Below are 25724 nucleotides of genomic sequence, written 5' to 3' on the forward strand. Positions count from 1 at the left end.
CGGGATCAGGAATATTGCATCACACCGTCGTCGATCCGGCCGAAGCGCAGGGAGACGATGTCGAGCGCGTAGTTCTGGTGCAGCCGCCACGGCCGCTTGGAACCCTGCTTCGGCAGCTTTGCGACCGAGCGCTGCACGTAGCCCGAGGTGAAATCGAGCGAGGGCTGCGCGGTGATCTCGGGGTCGTCATTGTGCGGCATGCATTGGCGGAAATTATGCCGGTCCATGTAGTTGATGAGCCGACAGACATATTCGCAGGTGAGATCGCATTTCAGCGTCCAGGATGCATTGGTGTAGCCGAGCGCCGAGGCCATGTTGGGCACGTCGGCATACATCATGCCCTTGTAGGTCAGCGTATTGGCGAAATCGACGACACGGCCGTCGACACTGACCTCGAGACCGCCGACAACCTGGAGCACCAGCCCGGTCGCCGTCACGATGATGTCCGCCGCAAGCTCGCGGCCGTCCTTCAGACGGATGCCGTCGCGCGTGAACGTGTCGATCTCGCTGGTGACGACGGAGGCGCGCTGCTCGCGGATCGCCTTGAAGAGATCGCCGTCGGGAACGAGGCATAGCCGCTGGTCCCACGGATTGTAGCGGGGCGTGAAATGGGTGGCGACGTCATAGCCGGGGCCGAGCGCCATTTGCACGCCTTTGAGGATGAGGTCCTTCACCTTGGCCGGACGGCGCCGGCTGAGCTGGAAGAAGAACATCCCCCACATCACGTTGCGCCAGCGGATCAGGTGATAGGCGAGCCGCGCCGGCAGATTGCGGCGCAGTTTGTTGGCGAGGGGATCCTGCGCAGGGCGCGACACCACATAGGTCGGCGAACGCTGCAGCATGGTGACCTGCGCCGCTTTCTTGGCGAGCTCCGGCACCAGCGTCACCGCCGTGGCGCCCGAGCCGATCACGACGACGCGCTTGCCCGCGTAGTCGATGTCCTCGGTCCACTTCTGCGGATGCACGATACGGCCGGCGAATTCCGCGGTGCCCTTGAACTCCGGCGTGTAGCCCGCCTCGTATTTGTAATAGCCCGAGCACAGAAACAAGAAATTGCAGGTGAGGCGCACGAGCTCGGTCGCGCCCTCGCCCGAGATGCGCTCGGCTTCAACCGTCCAGTGCGCGTCCGGTGTCGACCACGTCGCGCGCTTGACGCGATGATGATAGCGGATGTGCCTGTCGATGCCGTTCTCGGCTGCGGTCTCGCGGACATAGTTCAGGATCTGCGGCCCGTCGGCGATCGCCTTCGGATCGGTCCACGGCTTGAACGAATAGCCGAGCGTGAACATGTCGCTGTCGGAGCGGATGCCGGGGTAGCGGAACAGGTCCCAGGTGCCGCCGATGCAGTCGCGCCCCTCGAGGATGACGTAGCTCTTGGTCGGACACCTGGTCTGCAGATGATAGCCCGCGCCGATGCCCGACAGGCCGGCACCGACGATCAGGACGTCGACATGTTCTGGTTGCATGGTTTCCTCCGCCGCCGGCGAGTGTCCGCCCGCCGCCGTCGGCCGTCAATCGGCAATCAGCCGTGCAGCAACTCAAAAGCGAACCGAATTCCATGTGCCGAAACAACGAAGCCCCGGATCGCTCCGGGGCTTCGCGTCGAAATCGATCGAACCAGCAGATCAGTACCGGTAGTGGTCGGACTTGTACGGGCCTTCCTGCTTGACGCCAATGTAGTCGGCCTGATCCTTGCGCAGCTCGGTGAGCTTGACGCCGATCTTGGCGAGATGCAGGCGCGCGACCTTCTCGTCGAGCGTCTTCGGCAGCACGTAGACCTTCTTCTCGTACTTGCCGTCCTTGTTGTTGGCGAACAGCTCGATCTGCGCCAGCGTCTGGTTGGTGAAGGACGCCGACATCACGAAGGACGGATGGCCCATGGCGTTGCCGAGGTTCACGAGGCGGCCTTCCGAGAGCATGATGATGCGGTGCTTGTCGGGGAACTCGATCTCGTCGACCTGCGGCTTGATGTTGGTCCACTTCAGGTTGCGGAGCGCCGCGATCTGGATCTCGTTGTCGAAGTGACCGATGTTGCAGACGATGGCGCGATCCTTCATCGCGCGCATGTGCTCGATGGTGATGATGTCCTTGTTGCCGGTGGCGGTGACGAAGATGTCGGCGCGGGGCGCGGCGTCTTCCATCGTCACGACCTCGTAGCCCTCCATCGCGGCCTGCAGCGCGCAGATCGGATCGACTTCCGAGACCATGACGCGGCAGCCGGCCTGGCGCAGCGAGGCCGCCGAGCCCTTGCCGACGTCGCCGAAGCCGGCGACCATCGCCACCTTGCCCGACAGCATGACGTCGGTGCCGCGGCGGATGCCGTCGACCAGCGATTCACGGCAGCCATAGAGGTTGTCGAACTTGGACTTGGTGACGCTGTCGTTGACGTTGATGGCGGGGAACAGGAGCGTGCCCTTGTTGGCCATCTCGTAGAGGCGATGCACGCCCGTGGTGGTCTCTTCGGAGACGCCCTTGATGTTCTTGGCGATCTCGCCGAAATAGCCCTTCGGCTTCTCTTTCAGCAGGCGCTTGACCAGAGCGTAGAAGATCTCTTCTTCCTCCGATCCCGGCTTGTCGAGGAAGGCGGTGTCGCCCTTCTCGGCGCGGACGCCGGCATGCACCAGCATGGTGGCATCGCCGCCGTCATCGAGGATCATGTTCGGCGTGCCGCCGCCATGCCAGTCGAACAGCTTTGCGGTGTAGTCCCAGTATTCGGTCAGCGTCTCGCCCTTGACGGCGAACACGGGAATGCCGGCGGCGGCGATCGCGGCCGCGGCGTGATCCTGCGTCGAATAGATGTTGCAGGAGACCCAGCGGATGTCTGCGCCGAGCGCTGCCAGCGTCTCGATCAGGACCGCGGTCTGGATCGTCATGTGCAGCGAGCCGGCGATGCGCGCGCCCTTCAGCGGCTGCTTCGGCCCGTACTCCTCGCGGGTGGCCATCAGGCCGGGCATCTCAGTCTCGGCGAGCGAGATCTCCTTGCGACCGAAATCAGCGAGCGAAATGTCCTTGACGATGTAATCGGTGAAGCCGGCCTTCGCGTTCATGGGGGGTTCCTGTTTGTTGGCTGGCCATTCCGGGACGCTCTTAAAACGAGCGAACCCGGAATGAAGCAAGAGAACTAGAGCGCGCGCTTGAGCGGCTCGACGAGGTCGGTCTTCTCCCAGGAGAAGCCGCCCTCATTGTCGGGCGTACGGCCGAAATGACCATAGGCCGAGGTGCGCGCGTAGATCGGACGGTTGAGGTCGAGATGGCTGCGGATGCCGCGCGGCGTGAGATCCATCGCCTGCGCCGCCGCCTTCTCGAGCTGATCCTCCGACACCTTACCGGTGCCGTGGGTGTTGATGTAGATCGACAGTGGACGCGCCACGCCGATGGCATAGGCGAGCTGGAGCGTGCAGCGGTCGGCAAGACCGGCCGCGACGATGTTCTTGGCGACGTAGCGCGCCGCGTAGGCCGCCGAACGGTCGACCTTGGTCGGATCCTTGCCGGAGAACGCGCCGCCGCCGTGCGGGGCCGCGCCGCCATAGGTGTCGACGATGATCTTGCGGCCGGTCAGGCCGGTGTCGCCGTCGGGGCCGCCGATGAAGAACTTGCCGGTCGGATTGATGTGCCAGATCGTCTTCGGCGTGATCCAGTCCCTCGGCAGCGCTTCGCGCACATAGGGCTCGACGATGTCGCGGATTTGCTTGGAGGTGAGGTCCTCGACCAGATGCTGGTGCGAGACCACGATCTCGCGCACGCCGACCGGCTTGCCGTTCTCGTACTGCACGGTGACCTGGCTCTTGGAATCCGGGCCCAGCACCTTCTCCTTGCCGGAGTGACGGGCTTCGGAGATCAGGCGGAGGATCTTGTGGGCGTAGAAGATCGGCGCCGGCATCAGGTCGGGCGTCTCGTTGGTGGCGTAACCGAACATGATGCCCTGGTCGCCCGCGCCCTCTTCCTTGACCTCGCCCGGCTGAAGCGCATCGACGCCCTGGGCGATGTCGGCCGACTGCGGATGCAGGAGGATCTCGATATCGCAGGTCTTCCAGTGGAAGCCCTCCTGCTCGTAGCCGATGTCCTTGATCGCGCCCCGGACGACGCTCTCGATCTGCTCGTTGGTCACCGACTCCGGACCGCGGGTCTCGCCGGCGATCACCACCTTGTTGGTGGTCGCGAGCGTCTCGCAGGCGGCGCGGATGGCCCACGGATCGATGCCCGCCTTCGGCCCTTCACGATAGAACAGGTCGACGATCTCGTCGGAGATCCGGTCACAGACCTTGTCCGGATGGCCCTCGGACACGGACTCGCTGGTGAAGAGATAGGACGCGCGCATCAGTAACCCCTTGTTCCGCCGCTAGCCGGCGGGCGTTTGCGATGTTTACCTTTGATGATGTCAATCACGCCGGCGCGAGATGACGTAGGATTCGTCGAGAAACCAGAGACCATTATACTTTCGCAGCACGTCCCTGGCGGCATCCAGGGTCCGGCCGTTTTGAGTCATTTCCGTCAATCGGTCGTCCTCAATCTGAGCGACATACACCGCCGCATTCCACGCTGCAAAGGCTGTCGAGGTTCCGATAGTGCCGGTGACCTCGTTGGGCAGCGCTTCCATATCATACCTGAAGATCGAACGGTTGTCCGCGTATGCATTAAAATTTAAGTCGCGGCCCACCGATCCAAGTTCATATTTAACTGCGCGCAATAGCTCATGACGGCTCACTGAGAAAGGATTTTCTCCCGGCCAGATCGCCTGGATCATTTCCATGCCGGGATCCTGGCCATGGGAGTGGATTCCGATCAGCCGCCCCCCCGGCCGCAGCGCGCGCGCCAGGGGTGCAATGATGCGCTTGGCCCGGAAATTGACCGAGGACAGGGCGCGGTAAGGCTGGGAAGCGATGACGAGGTCGAAATTGGCCTCGGCCTGTCCCGGCCGCGGAATGGTCGAATCCAAAAGGAATCTGTGGTCCTCGCGATAGAGCACGAGGACGACGGGCCGCTCGTAGAGCGGCATGGCGGTGCGGGGGCTGATCGCGGCACGCCAGTTCTGCTCCAGGAAAGGCCTCAGCTCCGCGATCTGCTGCTCGAACTCGCCCGACGAAGCGCCACGGAGCGGCACTTCGTGCCAGACGGTGGCGGCCGCCGCAGCAGGCGATGCCGGCGTGAGCCAGGGCGCCTCCGCGTAAAACATGTTGGTGAAGACGAATACCGACGCGGGATGCTCGAAAATGCGATCCGGCACCTTCTCCAGCGTCAGGCGCAGGTCCTCCAGACTGAGCTCCTTGCCGGCGACATAGAACGGCATGTTTGGAAAGCGCTGGTGCGTTGCGCGCAGCACCCGCGCCAGCACCGTGCCGTCGCCGACGCCGGCGTCGAACAGGCGCAAGGCCGGCGGGCGCGGATGGATGGAGGCCAGTTCCAGCGCGACCCTGTCTGCGATCACCCGCTTTTCGCTGCAGGTGTGGACGAACAGCAGGTATTTCTGCCGGTTCTCGAAGAACCGGAAATTGCCGCGTGGATCGCGCTTTTCGGGCGGGACCTGAAGTCCGCGCGGCGGCGGCATGCCGCCGGCCATCGATGCGGCCATATAGGCCTGGATCCGCTCCAGCGTGTCGATGGTGATCCGCTTTCCCTCGCGCAGGCGATGCACCAGCTTCCCATCGTTCACCGCGCGTCGGCCGAACGTCGATTCCGCCATGTCCGCCTTGCGGCAGAACTCCGTGATCTGGCTCAGGATTTCGTCGTTCTTCATGGGGTGGGACGCAGTGGGCAGACAGGTTGGGATCCGTGTCTTAGCAAATTCTGCCCACTTAGGGAATAGGCGCATAGGTCCGGCGTCTCGATCGCTCCGCGGCGAGCCGCAGCTGATCGGGTACGCGACCGCGCCGGGCGAGATCCCACCCGACGGCGAAGGCGCGACCTCGCCTTGCTCCGCCGCTCTCGCGCCATGTCGGCACGCCGGGCGTGGCGGCGCAGGAGAATGCTGGCGCGGGTGCGGGCTGAGGTTGGTGTCGGCCGAAGAACAATCAGGTGCCGTGGTCGAACTCGCCGCTGCTTGGGGAGGTCTATCTGGCGGAGAGGTGAGATGCTCTCATGCCCCGGACGCAGCGCAGCGCTACTTCAGCGGTGCGCTGCAGAGCCGGGGCCCATATCTCCAAAGAGCAAGTCGAGCAGCATGGGTCCCGGCTCTGCGCAGTAACGCAAGAGCGTTGCAGCGCGTCCGGGCCACGCGTGAGCCTTGGCCGCGAGGACTTACTAGCCCCACACTTCCTTCGCGATCTCGACCGCAAGGCTGAGCTTGGCCCATTGCTCCTCCTCGGAGAGGACGTTGCCCTCTTCCGTCGAGGCAAAGCCGCATTGCGGCGACAGCGCGAGCTGCTCCAGGGGCGCGAACTTGGCGGCTTCTTCCAGGCGGCGCTTGATGTCGTCCTTCTTCTCGAGCTCACCGAACTTCGAGGTGATGACGCCGACCACGACGACCTTGTTGCCCTTGGGCAGGAAGCGCAGCGGCTCGAAGCCGCCGGCGCGGTCGCTGTCGTATTCGAGGAAGTAACCGTCGTAATTGGTGCCGGCAAGCATGGTCTCGGCCACCGGCTCGTAGCCGCCGGAGGAGATCCAGGTGGAGCGGAAATTGCCGCGGCAGACATGCGTCGTCACCACCATGTCGGCGGGCTTCTCGGCCAGCGCGTAGTTGATGATGCGCGCATAGATCTGCTGGAGGCCGTCGGGATTGTCGCCGCGCTCACGCGCCTTCTGCAATTCGTCCTGCGAACAGAGATAGGCCCAGACGGTATCGTCGAACTGGAGATAGCGGCAGCCGGCATCGTAGAACGCCTTCACCGCCTTGCGGTAGGTCTTGCCCAGGTCCTCGTAGAAGGCGTCGAGATCGGGATAGACGTCTTTGGAGATCGACTTGCGGCCGCCGCGGAAGTGCAGCACCGCCGGCGACGGGATCGTCATCTTCGCGGTGACGTGGGCCTGGTCGGCGTACTTCTTCAGGAAGCGGAAGTGATCCAGCATCGGATGGTTGTCGGGGAAGTCGAGCTTGCCGATGACGCGGACGGCATCATGACGAGTCTGCACGCCCGCGAACTGGATGCCAGTCTCGGGGTGGAACAGCTCGCAGCCGGTGAGCTTGGCCAGAAAGTCGAAATGCCACCAGGAGCGGCGGAATTCGCCGTCGGTCGCGAGCTTCAGGCCAATCGAGGCCTGCTTGTGCACGACCTTTTCGATCTCCATATCTTCGATCTTGCGCAGATCGTCGGCCGAGATCTCGCCCTTCTCGAGCCTGGCGCGCGCCTCCTTGATCTTGGCCGGACGCAAGAGACTGCCGACCTCGTCGGCGCGGAAGGGGGCTTTGGTTCGCTGCATGTGTTACTCCCTGGACATCTTAGTGGGCCGCCGCCCCGGCGACGCCGAGATGGCGCTCCAGGACGGAGGGGTCGGTCTTCAGCGCGGCGCTCGGGGCATCGTGGACGATCGTTCCGCGCTCCAATATCACAACGCGGTCGGCCAGCCCCAGAATCTTTTGGGCATTCTGCTCGACGATGATGGAGCAGATGCCTCCGGATCGCGTGATGGTCCCGATCGCCTTCAGCAGTTCCTCGACGATGATGGGCGCAAGCCCCTCGGTCGGCTCGTCCAGCAGCAGGACTTTCGGGTTCAGGGTCAGTGCGCGGCCGATCGCCAGCATCTGCTGCTCGCCACCGGAGAGCTGGTTGCCAAAGTTGCTGCGCCGCTCCTTCAGTCGCGGGAACATCTCGTAGACCTTCTCGACGGTCCAGGGACCGGGCTGCGCCACCGCGGTCATGTTCTCCTCCACCGTGAGCGAGCGGAAAATGTTGCGCTCCTGCGGCACCCAGCCGATGCCGGCGCGCGCCCGCTGGTCGGATCGAAGCAAGGTGATATCAGTGCCGGCGAGCGCGATGCTGCCTGCGAAACGGCGCGTGACGCCGACGATGGAATTGATCAACGTGGTCTTGCCGGTGCCGTTGCGTCCGAGCAGCGCCAGCACCTGGCCCTCGGCGAGGCGCAAGCTCATCTTCGGCAGCACCACGGCCTCGCCGTAGCCGGCGCGCAAGGAATCGATCGCGAGCAGGTCAGACATTGACCGCCTCCTCGCCGAGATAGACGGCCTTCACCTGCGGATCGCGCGCGACTTGCTCGGGTGGCCCCTCCGTCAGCAACGCACCGGAGACCAGCACGGAGATGCGGTCGGCGAAGGAGAATACGAGGTCCATGTCGTGCTCGATCAAGAGCACGGTGACGTCGCGCGGCAGGCTGCCTACGACGGCGAGAATGTCATGGCGCTCGCTCTCGGGTACGCCGGCGGCGGGCTCGTCGAGCAGCAGCACGCGCGGCTTGGCTGCAATGGCGACCGCGATCTCGAGCAGGCGCTGCTTGCCATAGGGCAGCGTCACGGTCTGCTCGTTCATGACGTCGAGCAGGTGGAAGCGCGCCAGCAGTTCGGCAATCTCGTCATTGACATCGCTGCGCGTGCCCATCCGCCGCCACCAGTCGCCGCCATGGCCGAGACGCTCGGAAACGGCAAGGCCGATGGTCTCGAGCGGGGTCAGGTCGGGATAGAGCTGGTTGATCTGGAAGGTGCGCGACAGGCCGCGCAGCACGCGCCTGTGCACGGGCAGGTCGGTGATGTCCTGGCCTTCGAGCAGGATGCGGCCCGAATTCGGCTTGAGCACCCCGGTGAGCTGGTTGATGACGGTGGTCTTGCCGGCGCCGTTCGGCCCGATCAGCGCGTGGCGGGCGCCCTGCTCGATCTTCAAGGAGAGGTCGCGGGTGACGCGCAGGCCGCCGAACTGCTTTTCGAGATTCTTCGTTTCGAGCGCGATGGTCATGCGTCGCTCTCCGGCACGGCAACGACGGCCTTGCGCCCGGCGACCTGCTTGATGATCAGGTTGGGCACGTAGAGCACCCAGCGATGCAGCCGCTGGCGACCGATCAGCACGATCACGACCAGCACGAGGCCGATCCAGAACTGCCAGTATTGCGGCGTGATGGTCGAGAACAATTCCTGGAGCATGCGGAACACCACCGCGCCGATCAGGCCGCCATAGAGATAGCCGGTGCCGCCGATGACGAGCACCAGCATCAGATCGGCGGAACGCTCGAAGGCGAACACGTCGAGCGAGGCGATCGCGGTGGTCTGGGTGAACAGCGCGCCCGCGATACCGGCATAGAACGCAGCCAGCGTGTAGATCGCGATCAGGCGGCGGTTGACAGGAATGCCGATGGCGGCGGCCCGGAGCGGATTGTTCTTGATCGCGCGCAGCGACAGGCCGAACGGCGAATGCACGACGCGGCGGGCGAACAGGAACAGTAGGAACAGGACAGCCAGCGAATAGAAGAAGCCGGCCTTGCCGAACATGTCGAAGGGGATCACGCCGAAGATCGGCTGCATCTCGATGCCCTGCAGGCCGTCGGTGCCGCCGGTGATGTTGGAGAAGCGCTCGGCGAGCGCCTCCAGCAGCAGGGCGATTCCAAGCGTGACCATCAGGCGCGTCAGGTCGACGCCGCGGATCACCAGGAAACTGGTGGCAAAGCCGAGCACCATCGCCGCAAGACCGGCGACGATCAGCGCCAGCACGGGCTCGTTGACGATGCCATGAAGCGCAAGAAGCCCCGCGGCATAGGCGCCGACGCCGAAGAACGCGGCATGGCCGAGCGAGACGATGCCGGCATAGCCGAGGACCAGGTCGAGCGACATCGTGAACAGCGCGAGCCGCAGGATGTCGGTCATGATCAGGTATCGGTTGGGAAAGGCGAAGCCGCAGGCCAGCACGATCAGCCAGAAGGCGATTTCGCCGTAGTGCCACCGCGCCTGGCGCTGGGCGTGATAACCGACGTCGGACGAAGCGCTCATCGGCGAACTCAACGCGCGGCCGTGCGTCCGAACAGGCCGTTCGGGCGCCAGATCAGGATCACGATCATCATGGTGTAGATCACGAAGGGGCCCATCTTCGGCACGTAATACTTGCCGGCGACGTCGCCGATGCCGAGCAGGAGCGAGGCCAGGAACGGGCCCGTGATCGAAGAGGAGCCGCCCACGGTGACCACGATCAGGAAGTAGATCATGAATTTCAGCGGGAAATATGGGTCGAGGCCGAGGATCTCCGCGCTGAGCGCGCCGCCGAGGCCGGCGAGCCCGCATCCGAATGCGAAGGTAAAGGCGAACACCTGCGGCACGTTGATGCCGAGGCCACTGGCGGCGCGCGGGTCATCGACCGCGGCGCGCAGGCGGCTGCCGAAGCGGGTCTTGGCCAGCACCATCTGAAGCGCGATGGTGAGCAGGCCGCAGATCACGATGATCATCAGCCGGTAGCGGCCGATGCCGATGCCGAACAGGTCGAACTGGCCCTGGAGCGCGGCCGGCAAATTGATGAAGACGCGCGAGGAGCCCTGGATGTAGTCGACGGCCGCCACCGACATGAAAGTCAGGCCGATGGTGAACAGGACCTGGTCGAGATGGCTGCGCGCATAAAGGTGGCGGTACAGCGTGCGTTCGAGCAGGATGCCGATTGCGGCTGCGGAGACGAAGGCGAGCGGCAGGGCGGCGAAGAACGGCCAGCCCATCCGGTTGACCAGCACCATGCAGACATAACCGCCGGCCATGGCGAAGGCGCCGTGGGCGAGATTGACGAAGTTCATCAGGCCGAGCGTGACCGCGAGCCCGCAGGCGAGCACGAACAGCAGCATGCCGTAGGCAACGCCATCGAACAGGTTGGTGAGGATTGCGGTCATCGGGGGCCGGGAATTATTTCAGGTTTAGCCAAGTGCCTTACTGCGCTCCCTCCCCCGCTTGCGGGGGAGGGTTGGGGAGAGGGTGCTTCAACGACGAAGACTCCCCCAGAGGAGACAACCCTCACCCGGCGCTTTGCGCCGACCTCTCCCGCAAGCGGGAGAGGTAAGAGGCGCGCCCCGGGATGACGCGCTCTCGCGCGTCACTTCTTGGTCTTACCGAGGTCCTTGACGGCTTCGAAGGTCGCGAACTCGACATTGTAGAGCTCGCCATCGACCTTCTCGACCTTGCGGATGTAGATGTTCTGCACGATGTCACGGGTCTCGGGATCGATCGAGATCGGGCCGCGCGGGCTCTCCCACTTCTGGCCCTTCATGGCTTCGATCAGCTTGTCGCCGTTGGTATCGCCGCCTGTCTTCTTCAGCGCCTCGTAGATCAGATGGATGCCGTCATAGCCGCCCACGGCCATGAAGCCGGGACGGTTGCCAAAGGCCTTCTTGTAGGCTGCGACGAAATCCTTGTTCATCTGCGAGGGATGCGCCGCGGAATAGAGGTGCGCGGTGACGGTGCCGAGCACGGCATCGCCCATGTTGTTGAGCAGGTCGTCATCGGTGACGTCGCCGGGCCCGATCACCTTGATGCCGGCCTTGTCGAGGCCGCGCTCGGCATATTGCTTCATGAAGTTGCCACCCTGGCCCGCCGGCACGAATACGAAGATCGCATCGGGCTTGGCGTCCTTCATGCGCTGCAGGAACGGCGCGAAGTCGGGGTTTTGCAGCGGCACCTTGACCTCTTCGACCACCTCGCCGCCGCCGGCCGTGAAATGCTGCTTGAAGAAGTTCAGCGCGTCATTGCCCGGCGCGTAGTCCGAAGTCAGGGTCGCAACCTTCTTGATGCCGTTCTTCACCGCCCAGTCGCCGATGATGGTCGAGGACTGCGCCAGCGTGAAGCTGGTGCGCACGATATAGGGCGAGCGCTCGGTGATGATGGAAGTGCCGGCTGCCATCACAACTTCCGGAATCTTGGCCTGCGTGGCGAGCGGCGCAGCAGCGAGCGCGGCCGGCGTCACGCCAAAGCCGGCGATGAAATTGACCTTGTCGTTGACGATCAGCTCCTGCGCGGCGGTCTTGGTCTTGTCCGGGATCGCAGCATCGTCCTTGACGATGATCTCGATCTTCTTGCCGGCGACAGTGTCGCCCTTCTGCTGGATGTAGAGCTTGATCGCGTTCTCGATCTGCTTGCCGGTCGAGGCCTGGCCGCCCGTCATCGGCAGGATCAGACCGATCTTGACGCTGTCCTGGGCCTTCGCAGGCGCGATGCCGGCAAGGCCTGCAATGGCCGCAACCGCGGCGGCCCAAGTCGCCTTATGCGACAGTTGTTTGCGTTCGAACATCAGATGTCCCTCCCCTTCATTCCTGACTCTTGTGCCCTGGACCGAGTGCCCGGCCCTTGCCTTCACCTTAGCTGCCGCAAGTGCTCTGGCGGCGCCACATGGGCGTCTTTCGCGCCGTGCTTGTCAATCGGACGTTCGGCGGCCCTTCGGCACAGCCCGAGTGCCCTGAAGACCGATCGACTGGACGCGGTGCCACCGCATCGGAGCAGCTCGAGCACCGCCTTCATTTGTACGAATGTACAAACAAAATGGACTTGTCAACGAAAACCCCTGCCGCGGGCTAAGCCATGTTGTCGCGAGCCTGGCACCAAGTCCAGAAATGCGAAGGATCGCGTGCATGGAGGATTTCGTCTTTCTTTTGCAGAATCTGTACATCCGCCCGCGTCAGCCGAGCACAACTCGGTAGTAAATTACCTACCTCGAATAAGTCTATTTTACCTTGTTGAAGGCTACTCCTCTCCTCGCCGGCCCGAGCCGGCGTCCAGTGACCGAACGCGCGCGCCCACACAATGCCCAAGTCTCTTCGTTCCGCCCTCGTCCTCGTTGCGCTCGCCGCAGCGCTATCCGGCTGCGGGACGGTCAACGAGAAACTCTCCGCCGGCATGGGCGACTACGTCCCGCAATGGGCCGGCGGCCTGCCCGCCGATGCTCCGCCGCGACCGGGCACGCCGCAATACGACGCCTACATGAAGGAGCGCGAACGCAAGCGCCTGCTGCCGGCGGCAGATCGCGAGAAGGAAGAGCAGGCCCAGAAGGCCGCAACGGGAACGGCGTCGGCTGGCGCGGGGCGCTGAGGAAGCGAATGGCGAATAGGGAATAGCGAATAGGACGCCCCCCGCTCCACTCGCTATTGGCCACTCACTGTTTGCTAGTCCACGAACACCACCGTCTTGCGGCCGTTGAGGATGACGCGATCGTCGAGATGATAGCGGATGGCCCGTGCCAGCACGCGGCGCTCGATGTCCCGGCCCTTGCGGACCAGATCTTCCGGCGTGTCGCGATGGCTGATGCGCTCGACGTCCTGATCGATGATCGGACCCTCGTCGAGATCGCGCGTGACGTAATGCGCGGTAGCGCCGATCAGCTTGACGCCGCGCTCATGGGCCTGGTGATAGGGCTTGGCGCCCTTGAAGCCCGGCAGGAACGAGTGGTGGATGTTGATGCAGCGCCCCGACAGCTTTGCCGATAGATCGTCCGACAGGATCTGCATATAGCGTGCGAGCACCACCAGATCGGTCTTCGTCTTGCCGACGAGGTCGATGATCTGCGCCTCTTGCTCGCGCTTGGTCTCCTTGGTCACGGGCAGATGGTGGAACGGGATGCCGCCGAAATCGAGCCCGGCATAGACTTCGCGCGGATGGTTGGAGACGATCGCCGTCGGGATCATCGGCAATTCGCCGGTGCGCCAGCGATAGAGGATGTCGACCAGGCAGTGGTCGGATTTCGACACCAGCAGCATCACCTTGCGATGCGCAGCGCGATCGCGCATCTGCCACTCCATGCCGAAACGTTCGGCGATCGCGGCAAAGCCGGTCTGCAGCGCCGACAGTTCCACGGCAAGATCGGCTGCTGTGAACACCACCCGCATGAAAAACTTCTCGGTCTCGACGTCATCGAACTGCTGGGCGTCGAGGATGTTCTGTCCGTTGTGGGCAAGGAACGTCGACACCGCCGAGACGATGCCGGGGCGATCCGGACAGGACAGGGTCAGGACATATTGATGGTCGGGCATGTTGATGAACGGGCTTGGCTCGTGATGAAGGTTTGTGCAGCGGAACTACCCGCGATTTGCGTCCTGCTCTAGCACCGACCCCGCCCTTGCGCCAATCCCAAGACTTGCTTCAACATGAAGCGCAGAGTCAGGATGAACGGACGATTGCGATTCATGACCGGAGCATACCCATGGCCGACCGTTTGAACGGCTACCGCATATTGATCCTGGAAACGCGCGAGGAGGCGCAGTTTTCGAAGCTTCTGGTCGAGCAAGGCGCCGATGTCGTGCAATGCCCGATGTTCACCATCCATGATGCTCCGGACCCTGCTCCGGTGGAGGCCTGGATTCGCCGTGCCATCGACAAGCCCTTCGACGATCTCGTGCTGATGACGGGCGAAGGCCTGCGCCGGATCATGAAGCTCGCTGGCGCCCGCGGGCTCGACACCACCCTTGTCGCGGCACTCGCCAAAGCGCGAAAATTCACCCGCGGCCCGAAGCCCGGCAAGGCGCTACGCGAGATCGGTCTCGAGGCAGAGCAGACAACGGAGAAGCCGACCACCGAGGGCGTGATTGAGATGCTGGCCAGGCTCGACCTGAAAGGACGACGCCTCGGTCTCCAGCTCTATCCAGACAAGGACCACGGCGCGCTGACCGGCGCGCTGACCGCGCAGGGCGCCGCCGTCGATACCGTGCTTCCCTATGTCTACGATTCCAAGGCGGCGGATGCCAACATCGTCGCCGCCATCGACGCCATGGCCGAGGGGCGGATCGATTCGATTGCCCTGACCAATCTCGGCCAGGTTCGTCGCCTGATCGAGGCCGCGAAGGCGCATGGCGTCGAGGCGCGTCTTCGCGCCGGGCTTGAGCGCACGCTGATCGCCTCGGTCGGCCCGGCAGTCTCCGGTGAACTCGCCGCGCATGGTCTGCGCACTGACATCTCGCCGCCAGAGGACGCCTATTTCATGCGTCCATTAATTTCGGCAATGGCCGCGGCGCTGGCCGAGCGGAAGCCGACGACCGCCAGATAGGAGCCAAGCGCGGGAGCGGCATGCGGCGGTTCAGATTGACACGCGCGGCGTCGGCCCTAGGTTGCGGGAAATGAAAAGAAATTCACACGGGCAGGGAATCGCCGTGACACGAGCCATCGCGCCTTGAGCACAGCACGACCTTCTGCGCTCGCGCCGTTCCGCATTCGCAATTATCGCTTTCAATGGCCATCCGATCTGCTCACCTCCTGGGCCTTCGAGGTGGAGACGTTGGTGCTCGGCTGGTACATCATGGTCGAGACAGGATCGGTGCTGCTGCTCACCGTGCTTGCCTCGCTCCAGTTCGTCGGGACACTGGTCGCGCCGGTGTTCGGCATGATCGGCGACCGCATGGGTCATCGCGATCTCCTGGTCGTGATGCGTCTTGCCTATACGGCGCTATCGTCGACCATCATGGTCCTGGCACTGACCGGTCATTTGTCGCCGCTGAGCGTCATGATCATCGTCGCGATCATGGGGCTGATTCGTCCCTCCGATCTCGGCGTCCGGGGTGCGCTGCTTGCCGAGATCATGCCGGCCGAGCAACTGGTCGGCGCCATCAGTGTTGCGCGCACGACCCAGGACAGTGCGCGCATCGCGGGAGCATTGACGGGCGCCGGGCTGTTCACCGTCCTTGGAATTGGGCTCGTGTATGTGGCGATTGCCGGACTCTACCTCATGGCCGCTCTTCTGATGCTTTGTCTGACACGGCCGAAAAGGTCCATCACCACGAGCGATCTCCCGCCGAACAGTCACGCCGTTTCGAGATTGCTGGGCGATCTGAAGGAAGGCATCGTCTATGCCTGGAATGGCCCGGGAATGCGCGCGGCGCTGTGCGTCGCCTTCCTGGCCAATCTCACCGCTTTTCCCTTCACGGGCGGATTGTTGCCCTACATCGCGCGAGAGATCTTTCATACCGACCAGACCGGCCTCGGTTATCTCTCGGCGAGCTTCGCCGTCGGCTCGCTGATCGGCTCCATCACGCTCAGCCTGGTCAGTGGCGTGCGCATTGCCCGGCTCCTGATCGGCGCGACGCTGGCCTGGTACGCCATGCTGCTGGTATTCGTCGAGGTCAGGACCTTGCCGGTGGCGATGGCCTGCCTCGTTCTCGCCGGCATCGCCCAGAGCATGTCGATGATATCGGCGGCGGTGATCCTGATGCGCACCGCGAGCGCACATCTGCGAGGCCGCGTCATGGGCGTGCGCATGATGGTGATCTATGGCTTGCCGATCGGACTGCTCGCGGCCGGCAGTCTGATCGACGTCATCGGCTATTCCGCGACGGGCTCGCTCTATGCCGCCGCGGGCTTCTTCGCGATGCTGGCGATCGCGGTGCGTTGGCGCGCCGACCTCTGGCCGGTCCATGCCCCCGCCAATGCGCGGTGACGAATATCCGCCCTAATCCCCATACCCGCGCAGCCGCTCGATATCGAGGATGGTGACGCCGCCATATTCCAGCCGCAGCAGCCCCTCTTTCTCCAGTCGGTTCAGCGCACGGTTGGCGTTCTGCCTGGACATGCCGGAAAGCGCCCCGATCTCCTCCTGGGTGATCTCCAGATGCGCGGTCGATTCGGGATAGAGGATCGGGTTGAACAGCGAAGCAATGCTGCGGGCGAGGCGCGCGGTGGCGTCGAGCGTCCGGTTGACCTCGAGCATGCCGATGAACTGGCCCAGCCGCTCATTGAGCTGGCGCACCAGAAAGCGGTTGAAGCCGACGCTGTTCTCGAACAGCCACATGAAGGCACTGCGCTCCATCAGTGCGACGCGGCTGTCGCGCAGTGCGACCACGTCATAGCGGCGCGGCTCGTTCTTGAGCACGCTGCCCTCGCCAAACCAGGCCCCTGCCGTCAACCCGGCAAGGCTGGTCTCCTTGCCGTCGCGCGAGACCCCGCCCATGCGGGCCAGGCCGCTCACCATGCCGGCCCAGTAAGCAAAAATGTCCCCGCGCATGAACACGGTCTCGCCGGTGCCGTAGGACCGTTCCGTGATTCCGGCACGCGCGACCTCGATCTCCGCTTGCGTGAGCTCGCGCGACCAGGCGGCGACGCGCTTCAGATGATCTTCTGAAATCATGATCTCGCGGCCAGCCGCACGGTTTCGTCACTCCGCCCTCTGCTGCATTGCAACATGATGATTTCGACCGCCATTCGACCAAAGATGAACGCCGCTGCCGTCCGGCAAACTTTGTCGCAGAATTGTCAGCCGGGAGACATTTCAAAATAGCGCTTTCCCCTATTGAGGACCACCTCGGGCGATACGGCTTTCGATCCCAAACGGGAACGAGAGTGCGGGGCTCCGGTCGAGACCATCTGCTGCATGGCCTCACCGTCACCGCCGTACTAGGATCGCCCGACAGAACGGACGAAGAGCGCCGCTAAAATGCGCCATGACCGGGAGGGATTCGTTTGGTGGCTACCAGTCTTGAAGTGCGCGGCGTGTCCTTGCGATTCGGCGGCGTCCGAGCGCTGACCGACGTCGGCTTCGCCATTAGAGAGGGCGAGCTGTTCTCGATCATCGGCCCCAACGGCGCTGGCAAGACCTCGATCGTGAACTGTATTTCCGGTCGCTACAAGCCCACCGAAGGCCAGCTCTTCTACCTAGGCCGCGACATCACTGGTTTGACGCCGAATGCCCGCGCCTCGCTCGGCATCGGCCGCACCTTCCAGAACCTGGCGCTGTTCCACCATATGAGCGTGCTCGACAACATCATGGTCGGCCGCCATCACCTCCTGAAGAACAATTTCCTGACGGGCTCGCTATACTGGCTCACCGGCGCGCGCAAGGAAGAGCTCGAGCACCGCCGCAAGGTCGAGGAGATCATCGATTTCCTCGACCTGCAGTCGGTGCGCAAGGCGACCGCGGGCACTCTCTCCTACGGCCTGCGCAAGCGCGTGGAGCTCGCCCGCGCCATGGCGCTGGAGCCGCGTCTCATTCTCCTCGACGAGCCCATGGCTGGCATGAACTTCGAGGAGAAGGAGGACATGGCCCGCTACATCGTCGATCTCAACGAGGAGTTCGGGATGACGGTGGTGATGATCGAGCACGACATGGGCGTGGTGATGGACATCTCCCATCGCGTCATGGTGCTGGATTTCGGCAAGAAGATCGCCGAAGGCGATCCGGTTACCGTGCTCGCCGATCCCCACGTCAGGCGCGCCTATCTCGGCGAGGAGGACGAGGTGCTGGTCGATCCCGACGACGCTCCGCCGGCGCAGGAGAGCGCGGCATGATGGATTATGCAGGGCGCGTCGCGCAGGCCGACACCTATCCGAAAATGCTCCGGCTCAATGCCAGGGAGCACGGCAACGAGATCGCGCTGCGCGAGAAGGATCTCGGGCTCTGGCGCATCTTCACCTGGAACGACTACCAGACACGGGTGCGCGATTTCGCGCTCGGCCTGGTCGAACTCGGTCTTGGTCGCGGTGATGTCATCGGCATCATCGGCGACAACCGGCCGGACTGGGTCGCGGCGGAAGTCGCGACGCATGCGATCGGCGGCCTCAGCCTCGGACTTTATCGCGACGTGCTCGACGAGGAGGCCTCATATCTCCTCAACTATGGTGAGGCGCAGCTGGTTTTCGCCGAGGACGAGGAGCAGGTCGACAAGCTGCTCACGCTCGCCGAGCGCGTGCCCAGGCTGAAGCACATCATCTATTCCGATCCGCGCGGGATGCGGAAATACGACGACCCCCGGCTGATGGCGGCGGAGAAGTTTGCCGAGCTCGGCCGGGCACGTGCTGCGCGGGAGCCGGAGCTTTACGACAGGCTGGTCGATGCCACCAAGGGCGAGGACGTCGCAATCCTCTGCACGACGTCAGGCACCACCTCGCATCCAAAACTTGCGATGCTCGCCGCCGGCCGCGTGCTCGGCCATTGCGCGACCTATCTCGCCTTCGACCCCAAGGGGCCCGATGACGAATACGTCTCGGTGCTGCCGCTGCCCTGGATCATGGAGCAGGTCTACGTGCTCGGCAAAGGCCTCTTGTGCCGGATGAAGGTCAACTTCGTCGAAGAGCCCGACACGATGATGAACGATTTGCGCGAGATTGCGCCGACCTTCGTGCTGTTCGCGCCACGGGTCTGGGAATCGATCGCGGCCGACGTCCGTGCCAAGGTGATGGACGCAACGCCCTTCAAGCAGCGCCTGTTCGACATCGGCATGAAGTCGGGTCTTGCCGCGCTTGAACAGGGCAAGCGCTCGGGCTTTGCCGACGCGATCCTGTTCCGCGCGCTGCGCGACCGCCTCGGCTTCACCCGCCTGCGGTCGGCCGCCACCGGCGGCGCAGCGCTCGGCCCCGAAACCTTCAAATTCTTCCAGGCCATGGGCGTGCCGCTGCGCACGCTGTACGGCCAGACCGAGCTGCTGGGGGCCTATACGCTGCATCCCGAGGGCAAGGTCGACCCTGATACGACCGGCGTGCCGATGGCCGACAGCATCGAGATCCGAATCGACAATGCCGACGTCCACGGCGTCGGTGAGATCGTGGTGCGGCACCCCAACATGTTCCTCGGCTACTACAAGAATCCCGAGGCGAGCGTCGCCGACATCAAGGACGGCTGGATGTGCTCCGGCGACGCCGGCTATTTCAACGCCGACCAGCAGCTCGTCGTCATCGACCGCATCAAGGATCTCGCGGAGACCTCGCGCGGCGAGCGCTTCTCGCCGCAATTCATCGAGAACAAGCTGAAATTCTCGCCCTATATCGCGGAGGCCGTCGTGCTGGGCGCCGGCCGCGACGCGCTCGCGGCGATGATCTGTATCCGTTACTCCATCATCTCGAAATGGGCGGAAAAGAACCGGCTCTCATTCACCACTTACAGCGACCTCGCCTCGCGGCCCGAGGTTTACGCCCTGCTGCAGAAGGAGGTCGAGACCGTCAACGCCACGCTGCCGCCGGCCCAGCGCATCTCGCGCTTCCTGCTGCTCTACAAGGAGCTCGATGCCGACGACGGCGAGCTCACTCGCACCAGAAAGGTCCGCCGCAGCGTCATCAACGAGAAGTATGAAGGGATTATCGACGCCATCTACCGCGGCGTCGCGGATATTCCCGTCGACACCGTGATCCGCTTCCAGGATGGCACCACGCAGCGGGTGCGTACCACGCTACGCGTGGTGGATCTCGGCGGGCATGGGCACATGGCGGAGGCCGCGGAGTGACACAAGAAGTCGCCATGCGCGGGCTTGACCCGCGCATCCATCCACTTCCGAACACGCTTTCCTCCGCATCGATGGATTGCCGGGCCAAGCCCGGCAATGACGAACTGGGTCAATCGGCATGAACACCGCCTTCCTCATCCAACTCCTGGTCAACGGCCTCGTGGTCGGCACGCTCTACGGCGTAGTCGCGATGTCGTTCGTGCTGATCTACAAGGCGACGCAGGTCGTCAATTTCGCGCAAGGGGAGTTGCTGCTGGTCGGCGCCTGGGTGTGCTGGGCTCTGCTGGCGAAATATCAGGTGCCGTTCTGGATCGGGATGCCGATCACGCTGGTGTTCATGTTCGTATTCGGCATCGCGATCCAGGTCCTGATCCTGCGGCCGATGATTGGCGAGCCCATCATCTCGGTGATCATGGTGACGATCGGCCTATCGACGGTGTTGCAGGCGACGCTGAAGTGGATGTTCGGAGTCAATCCGCAGCCGTTCCCGCGCGTGTTCGAGAGCCAGTCGGTCAGCCTGTTCGGGCTCCAGATCCAGACCGTCTATGTCATGAGTCTCGTCGTCTCGGTCGCGATGATGATCGGCATGGCCTGGTTCTTCCGCGCCTCCAAATACGGCCTCGCGATGCGCGCCACCGCATTCAACCAGCAGGTCGCGCAATCGCTCGGCATTTCCGTCAAGAGCGTGTTCGCGATGGCCTGGGCGATCTCGGCGACGGTATCGGCGGTCGCCGGCGTCGTCGTTGCAGTCGTGAACGGCGTATCCTCGGGCCTTGCCGCCTACGGCATCAAGGTGTTCCCGGCGGCGATCCTCGGCGGGCTCGATTCCGTCGGCGGCGCGGTGCTCGGCGGCATCATCATCGGGCTGCTCGAGAACGTCGCGCAATATGTCGACAGCGAATACCTGCATTGGGGCAATCTCTACGAGATCGCACCGTTCTACGTCCTCATCATCGTGCTGATGATCAAGCCCTACGGGCTGTTCGGCACCCACGACATCGAGCGGATCTGACCCATGGCCGGCCCTGCCCTCATTCCTGCTGGTGATTTCCGCACCTCCTACGCGGCCGACACCACGATCTTCCCGACCGCGACGAGTCGCAACTTCGCCGTCGCTGGCGTGCTGCTGCTGTGTCTGGCGCCGCAATTCTTCAGCGGCTATTGGCTCAGCATCCTGATCCAGATCGGCATCTTCTCGATCGCGGCGCTCGGCCTCAATATCCTGGTCGGCTTCACCGGGCAGATCTCGATCGGCCATGCCGCCTTTTTCCTGCTCGGCGCCTTCACCTCGGCCTACATTTCCAACAACGCGCCGATCCCGGTGTTCTTCGCAATCCCGCTCGCCGGCATCGTCACCGCGCTGGTCGGGTTGATCTTCGGCATTCCGGCGGCGCGGCTGAAAGGTCTTTACCTCGTCATCGCGACGCTGGCCGCGCAATACATCCTGCTCGACTTCTTCTCACGCGCCGAATGGTTCTCCGGCGGCTCGGTGCCGGCGAGCGCCGCTCCCTTCTCGATCTTCGGCTATACGCTGCGCGGCGACCGACAGTACTTCTACGTCGTGCTGGCCTATGTGCTCGTGAGCTATGTCCTCGTCACCAATCTGATGCGCACCCGGGACGGCCGCGCGCTGGTGGCGATCCGGGACCATTATCTCTCCGCCGAGATCATGGGCATCAACCTCACCAAGTACCGGACGCTGTCGTTCGGGCTTGCCGCCTTCTTCGCCGGGATCGCCGGCGCGCTCTACGCGCATTACCAGCTCGTGGTCTCGCAGGAGGGCTTCGGCATCGAGCGTTCGATCCTGTTCCTCGCCATGATCATCATCGGCGGCACCGGCTCGATCATGGGCACGCTGATGGGTACCGCCTTCGTGGTGCTGCTGCCGGAATCGATGGAGTGGCTGAGCCATCATCTGAAGGGCGGCGCGATCGACCAGGCGCTTTCGCTCAACAACAACATCACCTTCCTGCGCGAGATCGCGATCGGGGTGATCATCATCGCGTTCCTGATGTTCGAGCCTGACGGGCTCGCGCATCGCTGGCGACAGATCAAGGCGTATTGGAAACTCTACCCGTTCTCGCATTGAGGGCGGGCAACTTCACTTAAACAATAAAACAGGAGGAACCGACCCATGACGACAAAGTCCCTTTTGAGCACCGCATCGCTCGTGCTTGCGATCGCCGCATTCTCGGCGAGCGCGCAGGCGCAGATCGCGATCGGGCATCTCGCCGACTATTCCGGCGGCACCTCGGACGTCGGCACGCCCTATGGCCAGGCTGTCGCCGACACCTTCGCCTGGGTCAACAAGAACGGCGGCATCGGCGGCAAGCAGGTCAATCTCGACACCAACGATTACGGCTATCAGGTGCCGCGCGCGATTGCGCTTTACAAGAAGTGGTCGGCGCCCGACAACAAGGTCGCCGCGATCATGGGCTGGGGCACAGCCGACACGGAGGCGCTGACCGGCTTCCTCGCGCAGGACAAGATCCCCGACATGTCCGGCTCCTATGCCGCCGCCCTCACCGATCCCGAAGGCGTCAGCGGCAAGGCGAAGCCCGCTCCTTACAATTTCTTCTATGGTCCGAGCTATTCGGACGCACTGCGCGCGATGTTGATGTGGGCGGCCGAGGACTGGAAGGCCAAGGGCAAGCCCGGCAAGCCGAAATTCGTGCACATGGGCGCCAACCATCCCTATCCGAACGCGCCGAAGGCCGCCGGCGAAGCCATGGCGCAGGAGCTCGGCTTCGAGGTGCTGCCGCCCCTGGTGTTCGCGCTCGCGCCGGGTGACTACAGCGCACAGTGCCTGAGCCTGAAATCCTCGGGCGCCAACTATGCCTATCTCGGCAACACCGCTGCATCCAACATTTCGGTGATGAAGGCCTGCAAGACCGCCGGCCTCGAGATCCAGTTCCTCGGCAATGTCTGGGGCATGGACGAGAACGCGGCCAAGACCGCGGGCGATGCGGCCAATGGCGTGATCTTCCCGCTCCGCACCGCGGTGAGCTGGGGCGGCGATGCGCCCGGCATGAAGACGGTGATGGAGATCTCGAAGATGTCCGATCCCACCGGCAAGGTCTATCGCCCCGTGCATTACGTCGCGGCCGTCTGCTCGTCGCTCTACATGAAGGAGGCGATCGAGTGGGCCGCCAAGAACGGCGGCGCCACCGGCGAGAACGTCGCCAAGGGCTTCCACCAGAAGAAAGACTGGGTGCCGGCCGGGATGGAAGGCGTCTGCAATGCTTCGACCTGGACCGGCAAGGACCATCGCGGCACGCTCAAGGTCGACCTCTATCGCACCAAAGTGTCAGGTGCGACCGATGGCGACCTCAACGACCTCATGGCCAAGGGAACGATCAAGCTCGAGAAGGTCAAGACCGTCGAGCTGCCACGCAAGCCGGAATTGCTGGGGTGGTGAGGCCCTAATGCGTCGTTCCGGGACGATGCGAAGCATCGGACTATGGTGCGCAATTGCGCACCTGGGAACCTCGAGATTCCGGGTTCGGTCCTGCGGACCGTCCCGGAATGACAGGATCGAGCAGCGACGACACCGAGAGAGTAACTGACCATGAGTGAAACGGCTCAAATCGAGCGTCCCTCCCCCAGCATCGTCCCCGCGCCTCCCCTCCTCGCCGTGCGCAACATCGAGGTCGTCTACGACGACGTCATCCTGGTGCTGCGCGGCCTCAGCCTCGACGTGCCAAAAGGTGCGATCGTGGCTCTCCTGGGCGCCAACGGCGCCGGCAAGTCGACGACGCTGAAGGCGATTTCCGGGTTGCTCAAGACGGAAGACGGCGAGGTTACGCGCGGCGAGATCCTGTTCGAAGGCGAGCGGATCAACGGCATCGACCCCGACAAGATCGTGCGCCGCGGCATCTTCCAGGTGATGGAGGGCCGGCGCATCGTCGCCGACATGACGTCGCTGGAGAACCTCAAGCTCGGCGCCTTCACCCGCAGGGACCGCGAGGTCGATTCCGACCTCGACATGGTCTTCAACTACTTTCCGCGCCTGAAGGAACGCACTGGCCTTGCCGGCTATCTCTCCGGCGGTGAGCAGCAGATGCTCGCGATCGGCCGCGCCCTGATGGCGCGCCCGAAGATGATCTTGATGGACGAACCTTCGATGGGCTTGTCGCCGCTGCTGGTGAAGGAGGTGTTCTCGATCATCCAGAAGATCAACCGCGACCTCGGCGTCACCATCCTGCTGGTCGAGCAGAACGCGCGCGCTGCGCTCTCGGTCGCGAGCCACGGCTACATCATGGAACAGGGCAAGGTCGTGCTCGACGGCAGCGCGGACGAATTGCGCGACAACGAGGACGTCAAGGAATTCTATCTCGGCGGCGCCGGCGACCAGCGCAAGAGCTTCAAGAACCTCAAAAGCTTCAAGCGGCGCAAGCGCTGGCTGTAGCGTTTTCAAACGGAGTAGGAACCGGTTCGCGTGAAGAAAACGCGTCGATGCAAAAGAGTTTCAATTTTCAAGCACCTGTTCCGCTTCCGTGACTGCGCAGAGAACATGATAGAACGACGACGCAGGAATGATGTCGATCAGCGATTTGCCGTCGCGATCGAACTGGTCGTACCAGCCACCCTTCACGGGATGGCTGAGATAGTGCCGTTCGAGCCGCACCAGCGCCGCGCGCGCCTCATCCGCCGCCCCCACCTCGCCGGACTCGGCTTGCGCAATCCACGCCTTCGCGATCTCGGTCTGCGGCCACAGCCGACGCGTGCTGCGGCGGACGTTGCCGACGTCGTCCCCCTCGTCGATCAGGCAGCCGGTGGCCTCGTCGCGATAGCGCAGCGCGGTCGACAGCAGTTCGGCACGCCGCGGCGCAGTCGGGCAGCCCGTGATGCGCTCGAACCCCTTCAGCAGCCAGACCCATTCCGCCTGGTGACCGGGCTCGACGCTGACGGGCTCGATCTTCGACCAGTCTTCCTCGAAGTACTCGGTCAGGATGCGCTTCTGCTTGTCGTAGAGATTGGCCAGGAACAGTGCGAAGAATTCTCCGGCACGGTTCTGGAACGACAGATCGTGGGTCGCCTCGAAGCACGCGATCATGGCCTCGAACAGATGCATGTGCGGGTTCTGCCGGCGCGGCAGCGAGACCGGAAGACCTTCGTGAACGCCACCATGCGGCGAGCGCAGATGGCCGTCGAGGAAGGCGAGCAGCGCATCGATCTCGCCGCGGACCTGCGCATCCTGGTCAAGGGCGTAGACGGCCGCGAGCGCAAAGAGGATGAAGGCGTGGTCATAGGCATCGCGCCGGGCATCCAGCACCGATCCTTCCGGCGTCAGCCGGTGCACATAGCCGGGCCGGCCGTCGGGCGCCTTCGCTTTGGCCAGCAGATGCTCCAGCCCCTTCAACGCAATGGCGTGCCCCTGGGGGTACCAGCCCATTTGTGCGGCCTTGGCATAGCACCAGATCTGACGGGCCTGCACGAACACGCGCCGGGGCGCGGCCGCGTCCGCCGCGCCGTCGCGGTGCAGCCTGTCGATGAAGCCGCCCGCGGCGTGATCCCAACCGACCGTCGACCACAGCGGCAGCGCCTCGTCGACCATGCGGCGCTTCAGGCGCGCGACGACGTTCGACACCTCGTCCGCCGCAATGATTCCTTCGTCCGCCATCGGGTCCCCTTCAAGCCTAGCCAGTGGCGGTCTGATAGCCATGACGGTGGCGGCGCGCAACGGATGCCAACAC

At 63.8% G+C, this 25724-nt stretch carries 22 protein-coding genes and 1 pseudogene; 10 read left to right on the plus strand and 13 right to left on the minus strand.

What is annotated here, in order from left to right:
- Window positions 1-5 precede the first annotated feature (5 nt).
- The 4 genes from ABIG06_RS00540 to ABIG06_RS00555 form a co-directional block, all read right to left on the minus strand.
- Window positions 6-1466 (minus strand): flavin-containing monooxygenase, encoded by a 1461-nt coding sequence (locus ABIG06_RS00540; RefSeq protein ID WP_424578056.1) that lies wholly within the window; start codon window positions 1464-1466, stop codon window positions 6-8.
- A 159-nt stretch (window positions 1467-1625) separates the two neighbouring features.
- Window positions 1626-3047 carry an adenosylhomocysteinase gene (ahcY, locus tag ABIG06_RS00545; protein WP_370140628.1) on the minus strand — a complete coding sequence of 474 codons (1422 nt, stop codon included), beginning with the start codon at window positions 3045-3047 and terminating at the stop codon, window positions 1626-1628.
- 74 nt (window positions 3048-3121) lie between these two features.
- Window positions 3122-4318, minus strand: a complete 1197-nt coding sequence (gene metK / locus ABIG06_RS00550; RefSeq protein ID WP_370140629.1) for a methionine adenosyltransferase — start codon at window positions 4316-4318, stop codon at window positions 3122-3124.
- A gap of 60 nt (window positions 4319-4378) precedes the next feature.
- Window positions 4379-5734 (minus strand): hypothetical protein, encoded by a 1356-nt coding sequence (locus tag ABIG06_RS00555; RefSeq protein ID WP_370140630.1) that lies wholly within the window; start codon window positions 5732-5734, stop codon window positions 4379-4381.
- A gap of 100 nt (window positions 5735-5834) precedes the next feature.
- On the opposite strand from ABIG06_RS00555, the pseudogene ABIG06_RS00560 reads away from it, so the two are divergent.
- Window positions 5835-6066, plus strand: a pseudogene (locus ABIG06_RS00560) (caspase family protein); the annotation flags it as partial.
- A 171-nt stretch (window positions 6067-6237) separates the two neighbouring features.
- Here ABIG06_RS00560 and ABIG06_RS00565 read toward each other — a convergent pair.
- The 6 genes from ABIG06_RS00565 to ABIG06_RS00590 form a co-directional block, all read right to left on the minus strand.
- A complete protein-coding gene (locus tag ABIG06_RS00565) occupies window positions 6238-7353 on the minus strand; it encodes a cobalamin-independent methionine synthase II family protein (protein ID WP_370140631.1) in 1116 nt (371 codons plus the stop codon).
- A 19-nt stretch (window positions 7354-7372) separates the two neighbouring features.
- Window positions 7373-8089, minus strand: coding sequence for an ABC transporter ATP-binding protein (locus tag ABIG06_RS00570; protein WP_370140632.1), 717 nt, complete (start codon window positions 8087-8089; stop codon window positions 7373-7375).
- A complete protein-coding gene (locus ABIG06_RS00575) occupies window positions 8082-8837 on the minus strand; it encodes an ABC transporter ATP-binding protein (RefSeq protein WP_370140633.1) in 756 nt (251 codons plus the stop codon). Before ABIG06_RS00575 ends, ABIG06_RS00570 begins: the two co-directional genes overlap by 8 nt.
- Window positions 8834-9862 (minus strand): branched-chain amino acid ABC transporter permease, encoded by a 1029-nt coding sequence (locus ABIG06_RS00580; RefSeq protein WP_370140634.1) that lies wholly within the window; start codon window positions 9860-9862, stop codon window positions 8834-8836. Before ABIG06_RS00580 ends, ABIG06_RS00575 begins: the two co-directional genes overlap by 4 nt.
- 8 nt (window positions 9863-9870) lie before the next feature.
- Entirely contained in the window at window positions 9871-10740 is an 870-nt protein-coding gene (locus tag ABIG06_RS00585; RefSeq protein WP_370140635.1) for a branched-chain amino acid ABC transporter permease, read from the minus strand.
- Window positions 10741-10940: 200 nt separating this feature from the next.
- On the minus strand, window positions 10941-12131 hold the full coding sequence (locus ABIG06_RS00590; protein ID WP_370140636.1) for an ABC transporter substrate-binding protein: 1191 nt from the start codon (window positions 12129-12131) through the stop codon (window positions 10941-10943).
- Between the two features lie 509 nt (window positions 12132-12640).
- Here ABIG06_RS00590 and ABIG06_RS00595 point away from each other — a divergent pair.
- Entirely contained in the window at window positions 12641-12925 is a 285-nt protein-coding gene (locus ABIG06_RS00595; RefSeq protein ID WP_370140637.1) for a hypothetical protein, read from the plus strand.
- A gap of 74 nt (window positions 12926-12999) precedes the next feature.
- On the opposite strand, the gene purU is transcribed toward ABIG06_RS00595, so the two are convergent.
- Window positions 13000-13863, minus strand: coding sequence for a formyltetrahydrofolate deformylase (gene purU, locus ABIG06_RS00600; RefSeq protein ID WP_370140638.1), 864 nt, complete (start codon window positions 13861-13863; stop codon window positions 13000-13002).
- 170 nt (window positions 13864-14033) lie between these two features.
- Here purU and ABIG06_RS00605 point away from each other — a divergent pair, with 170 nt between their 5' ends.
- Window positions 14034-14873 (plus strand): uroporphyrinogen-III synthase, encoded by an 840-nt coding sequence (locus ABIG06_RS00605; protein WP_370140639.1) that lies wholly within the window; start codon window positions 14034-14036, stop codon window positions 14871-14873.
- Between the two features lie 123 nt (window positions 14874-14996).
- On the plus strand, window positions 14997-16256 hold the full coding sequence (locus tag ABIG06_RS00610) for an MFS transporter (protein ID WP_370140640.1): 1260 nt from the start codon (window positions 14997-14999) through the stop codon (window positions 16254-16256).
- Between the two features lie 12 nt (window positions 16257-16268).
- On the opposite strand, the gene ABIG06_RS00615 is transcribed toward ABIG06_RS00610, so the two are convergent.
- The gene (locus ABIG06_RS00615; RefSeq protein ID WP_028137580.1) at window positions 16269-16943 is read right to left on the minus strand and encodes a Crp/Fnr family transcriptional regulator; all 675 of its coding nucleotides are present in this window, start codon (window positions 16941-16943) and stop codon (window positions 16269-16271) included.
- Between the two features lie 335 nt (window positions 16944-17278).
- On the opposite strand from ABIG06_RS00615, the gene ABIG06_RS00620 reads away from it, so the two are divergent.
- The 6 genes from ABIG06_RS00620 to ABIG06_RS00645 all read left to right on the plus strand — a co-directional run bounded on the left by ABIG06_RS00620 (window position 17279) and on the right by ABIG06_RS00645 (window position 24436).
- A complete protein-coding gene (locus ABIG06_RS00620; RefSeq protein ID WP_370140641.1) occupies window positions 17279-18100 on the plus strand; it encodes an ABC transporter ATP-binding protein in 822 nt (273 codons plus the stop codon).
- Complete coding sequence (locus tag ABIG06_RS00625) at window positions 18097-20028, plus strand: long-chain fatty acid--CoA ligase (RefSeq protein ID WP_370140642.1); 1932 nt, start codon at window positions 18097-18099, stop codon at window positions 20026-20028. Before ABIG06_RS00620 ends, ABIG06_RS00625 begins: the two co-directional genes overlap by 4 nt.
- A 118-nt stretch (window positions 20029-20146) precedes the next feature.
- Window positions 20147-21040, plus strand: a complete 894-nt coding sequence (locus ABIG06_RS00630) for a branched-chain amino acid ABC transporter permease (RefSeq protein ID WP_028181436.1) — start codon at window positions 20147-20149, stop codon at window positions 21038-21040.
- 3 nt (window positions 21041-21043) lie between these two features.
- The gene (locus tag ABIG06_RS00635) at window positions 21044-22117 is read left to right on the plus strand and encodes a branched-chain amino acid ABC transporter permease (protein ID WP_124163477.1); all 1074 of its coding nucleotides are present in this window, start codon (window positions 21044-21046) and stop codon (window positions 22115-22117) included.
- Window positions 22118-22162: 45 nt separating this feature from the next.
- Window positions 22163-23446 (plus strand): ABC transporter substrate-binding protein, encoded by a 1284-nt coding sequence (locus tag ABIG06_RS00640; protein ID WP_370140643.1) that lies wholly within the window; start codon window positions 22163-22165, stop codon window positions 23444-23446.
- A gap of 150 nt (window positions 23447-23596) precedes the next feature.
- Window positions 23597-24436: an ABC transporter ATP-binding protein gene (locus ABIG06_RS00645; protein WP_124163475.1), complete on the plus strand. Its 840-nt coding sequence runs from the start codon at window positions 23597-23599 to the stop codon at window positions 24434-24436.
- Between the two features lie 60 nt (window positions 24437-24496).
- Here the strand turns inward: ABIG06_RS00645 and ABIG06_RS00650 are convergent, their stop codons facing one another.
- On the minus strand, window positions 24497-25651 hold the full coding sequence (locus tag ABIG06_RS00650; protein ID WP_370140644.1) for an AGE family epimerase/isomerase: 1155 nt from the start codon (window positions 25649-25651) through the stop codon (window positions 24497-24499).
- Window positions 25652-25724: the final 73 nt, after the last annotated feature.

The sequence above is a fragment of the Bradyrhizobium sp. USDA 326 genome (assembly GCF_049739485.1).
Lineage (GTDB): Bacteria > Pseudomonadota > Alphaproteobacteria > Rhizobiales > Xanthobacteraceae > Bradyrhizobium.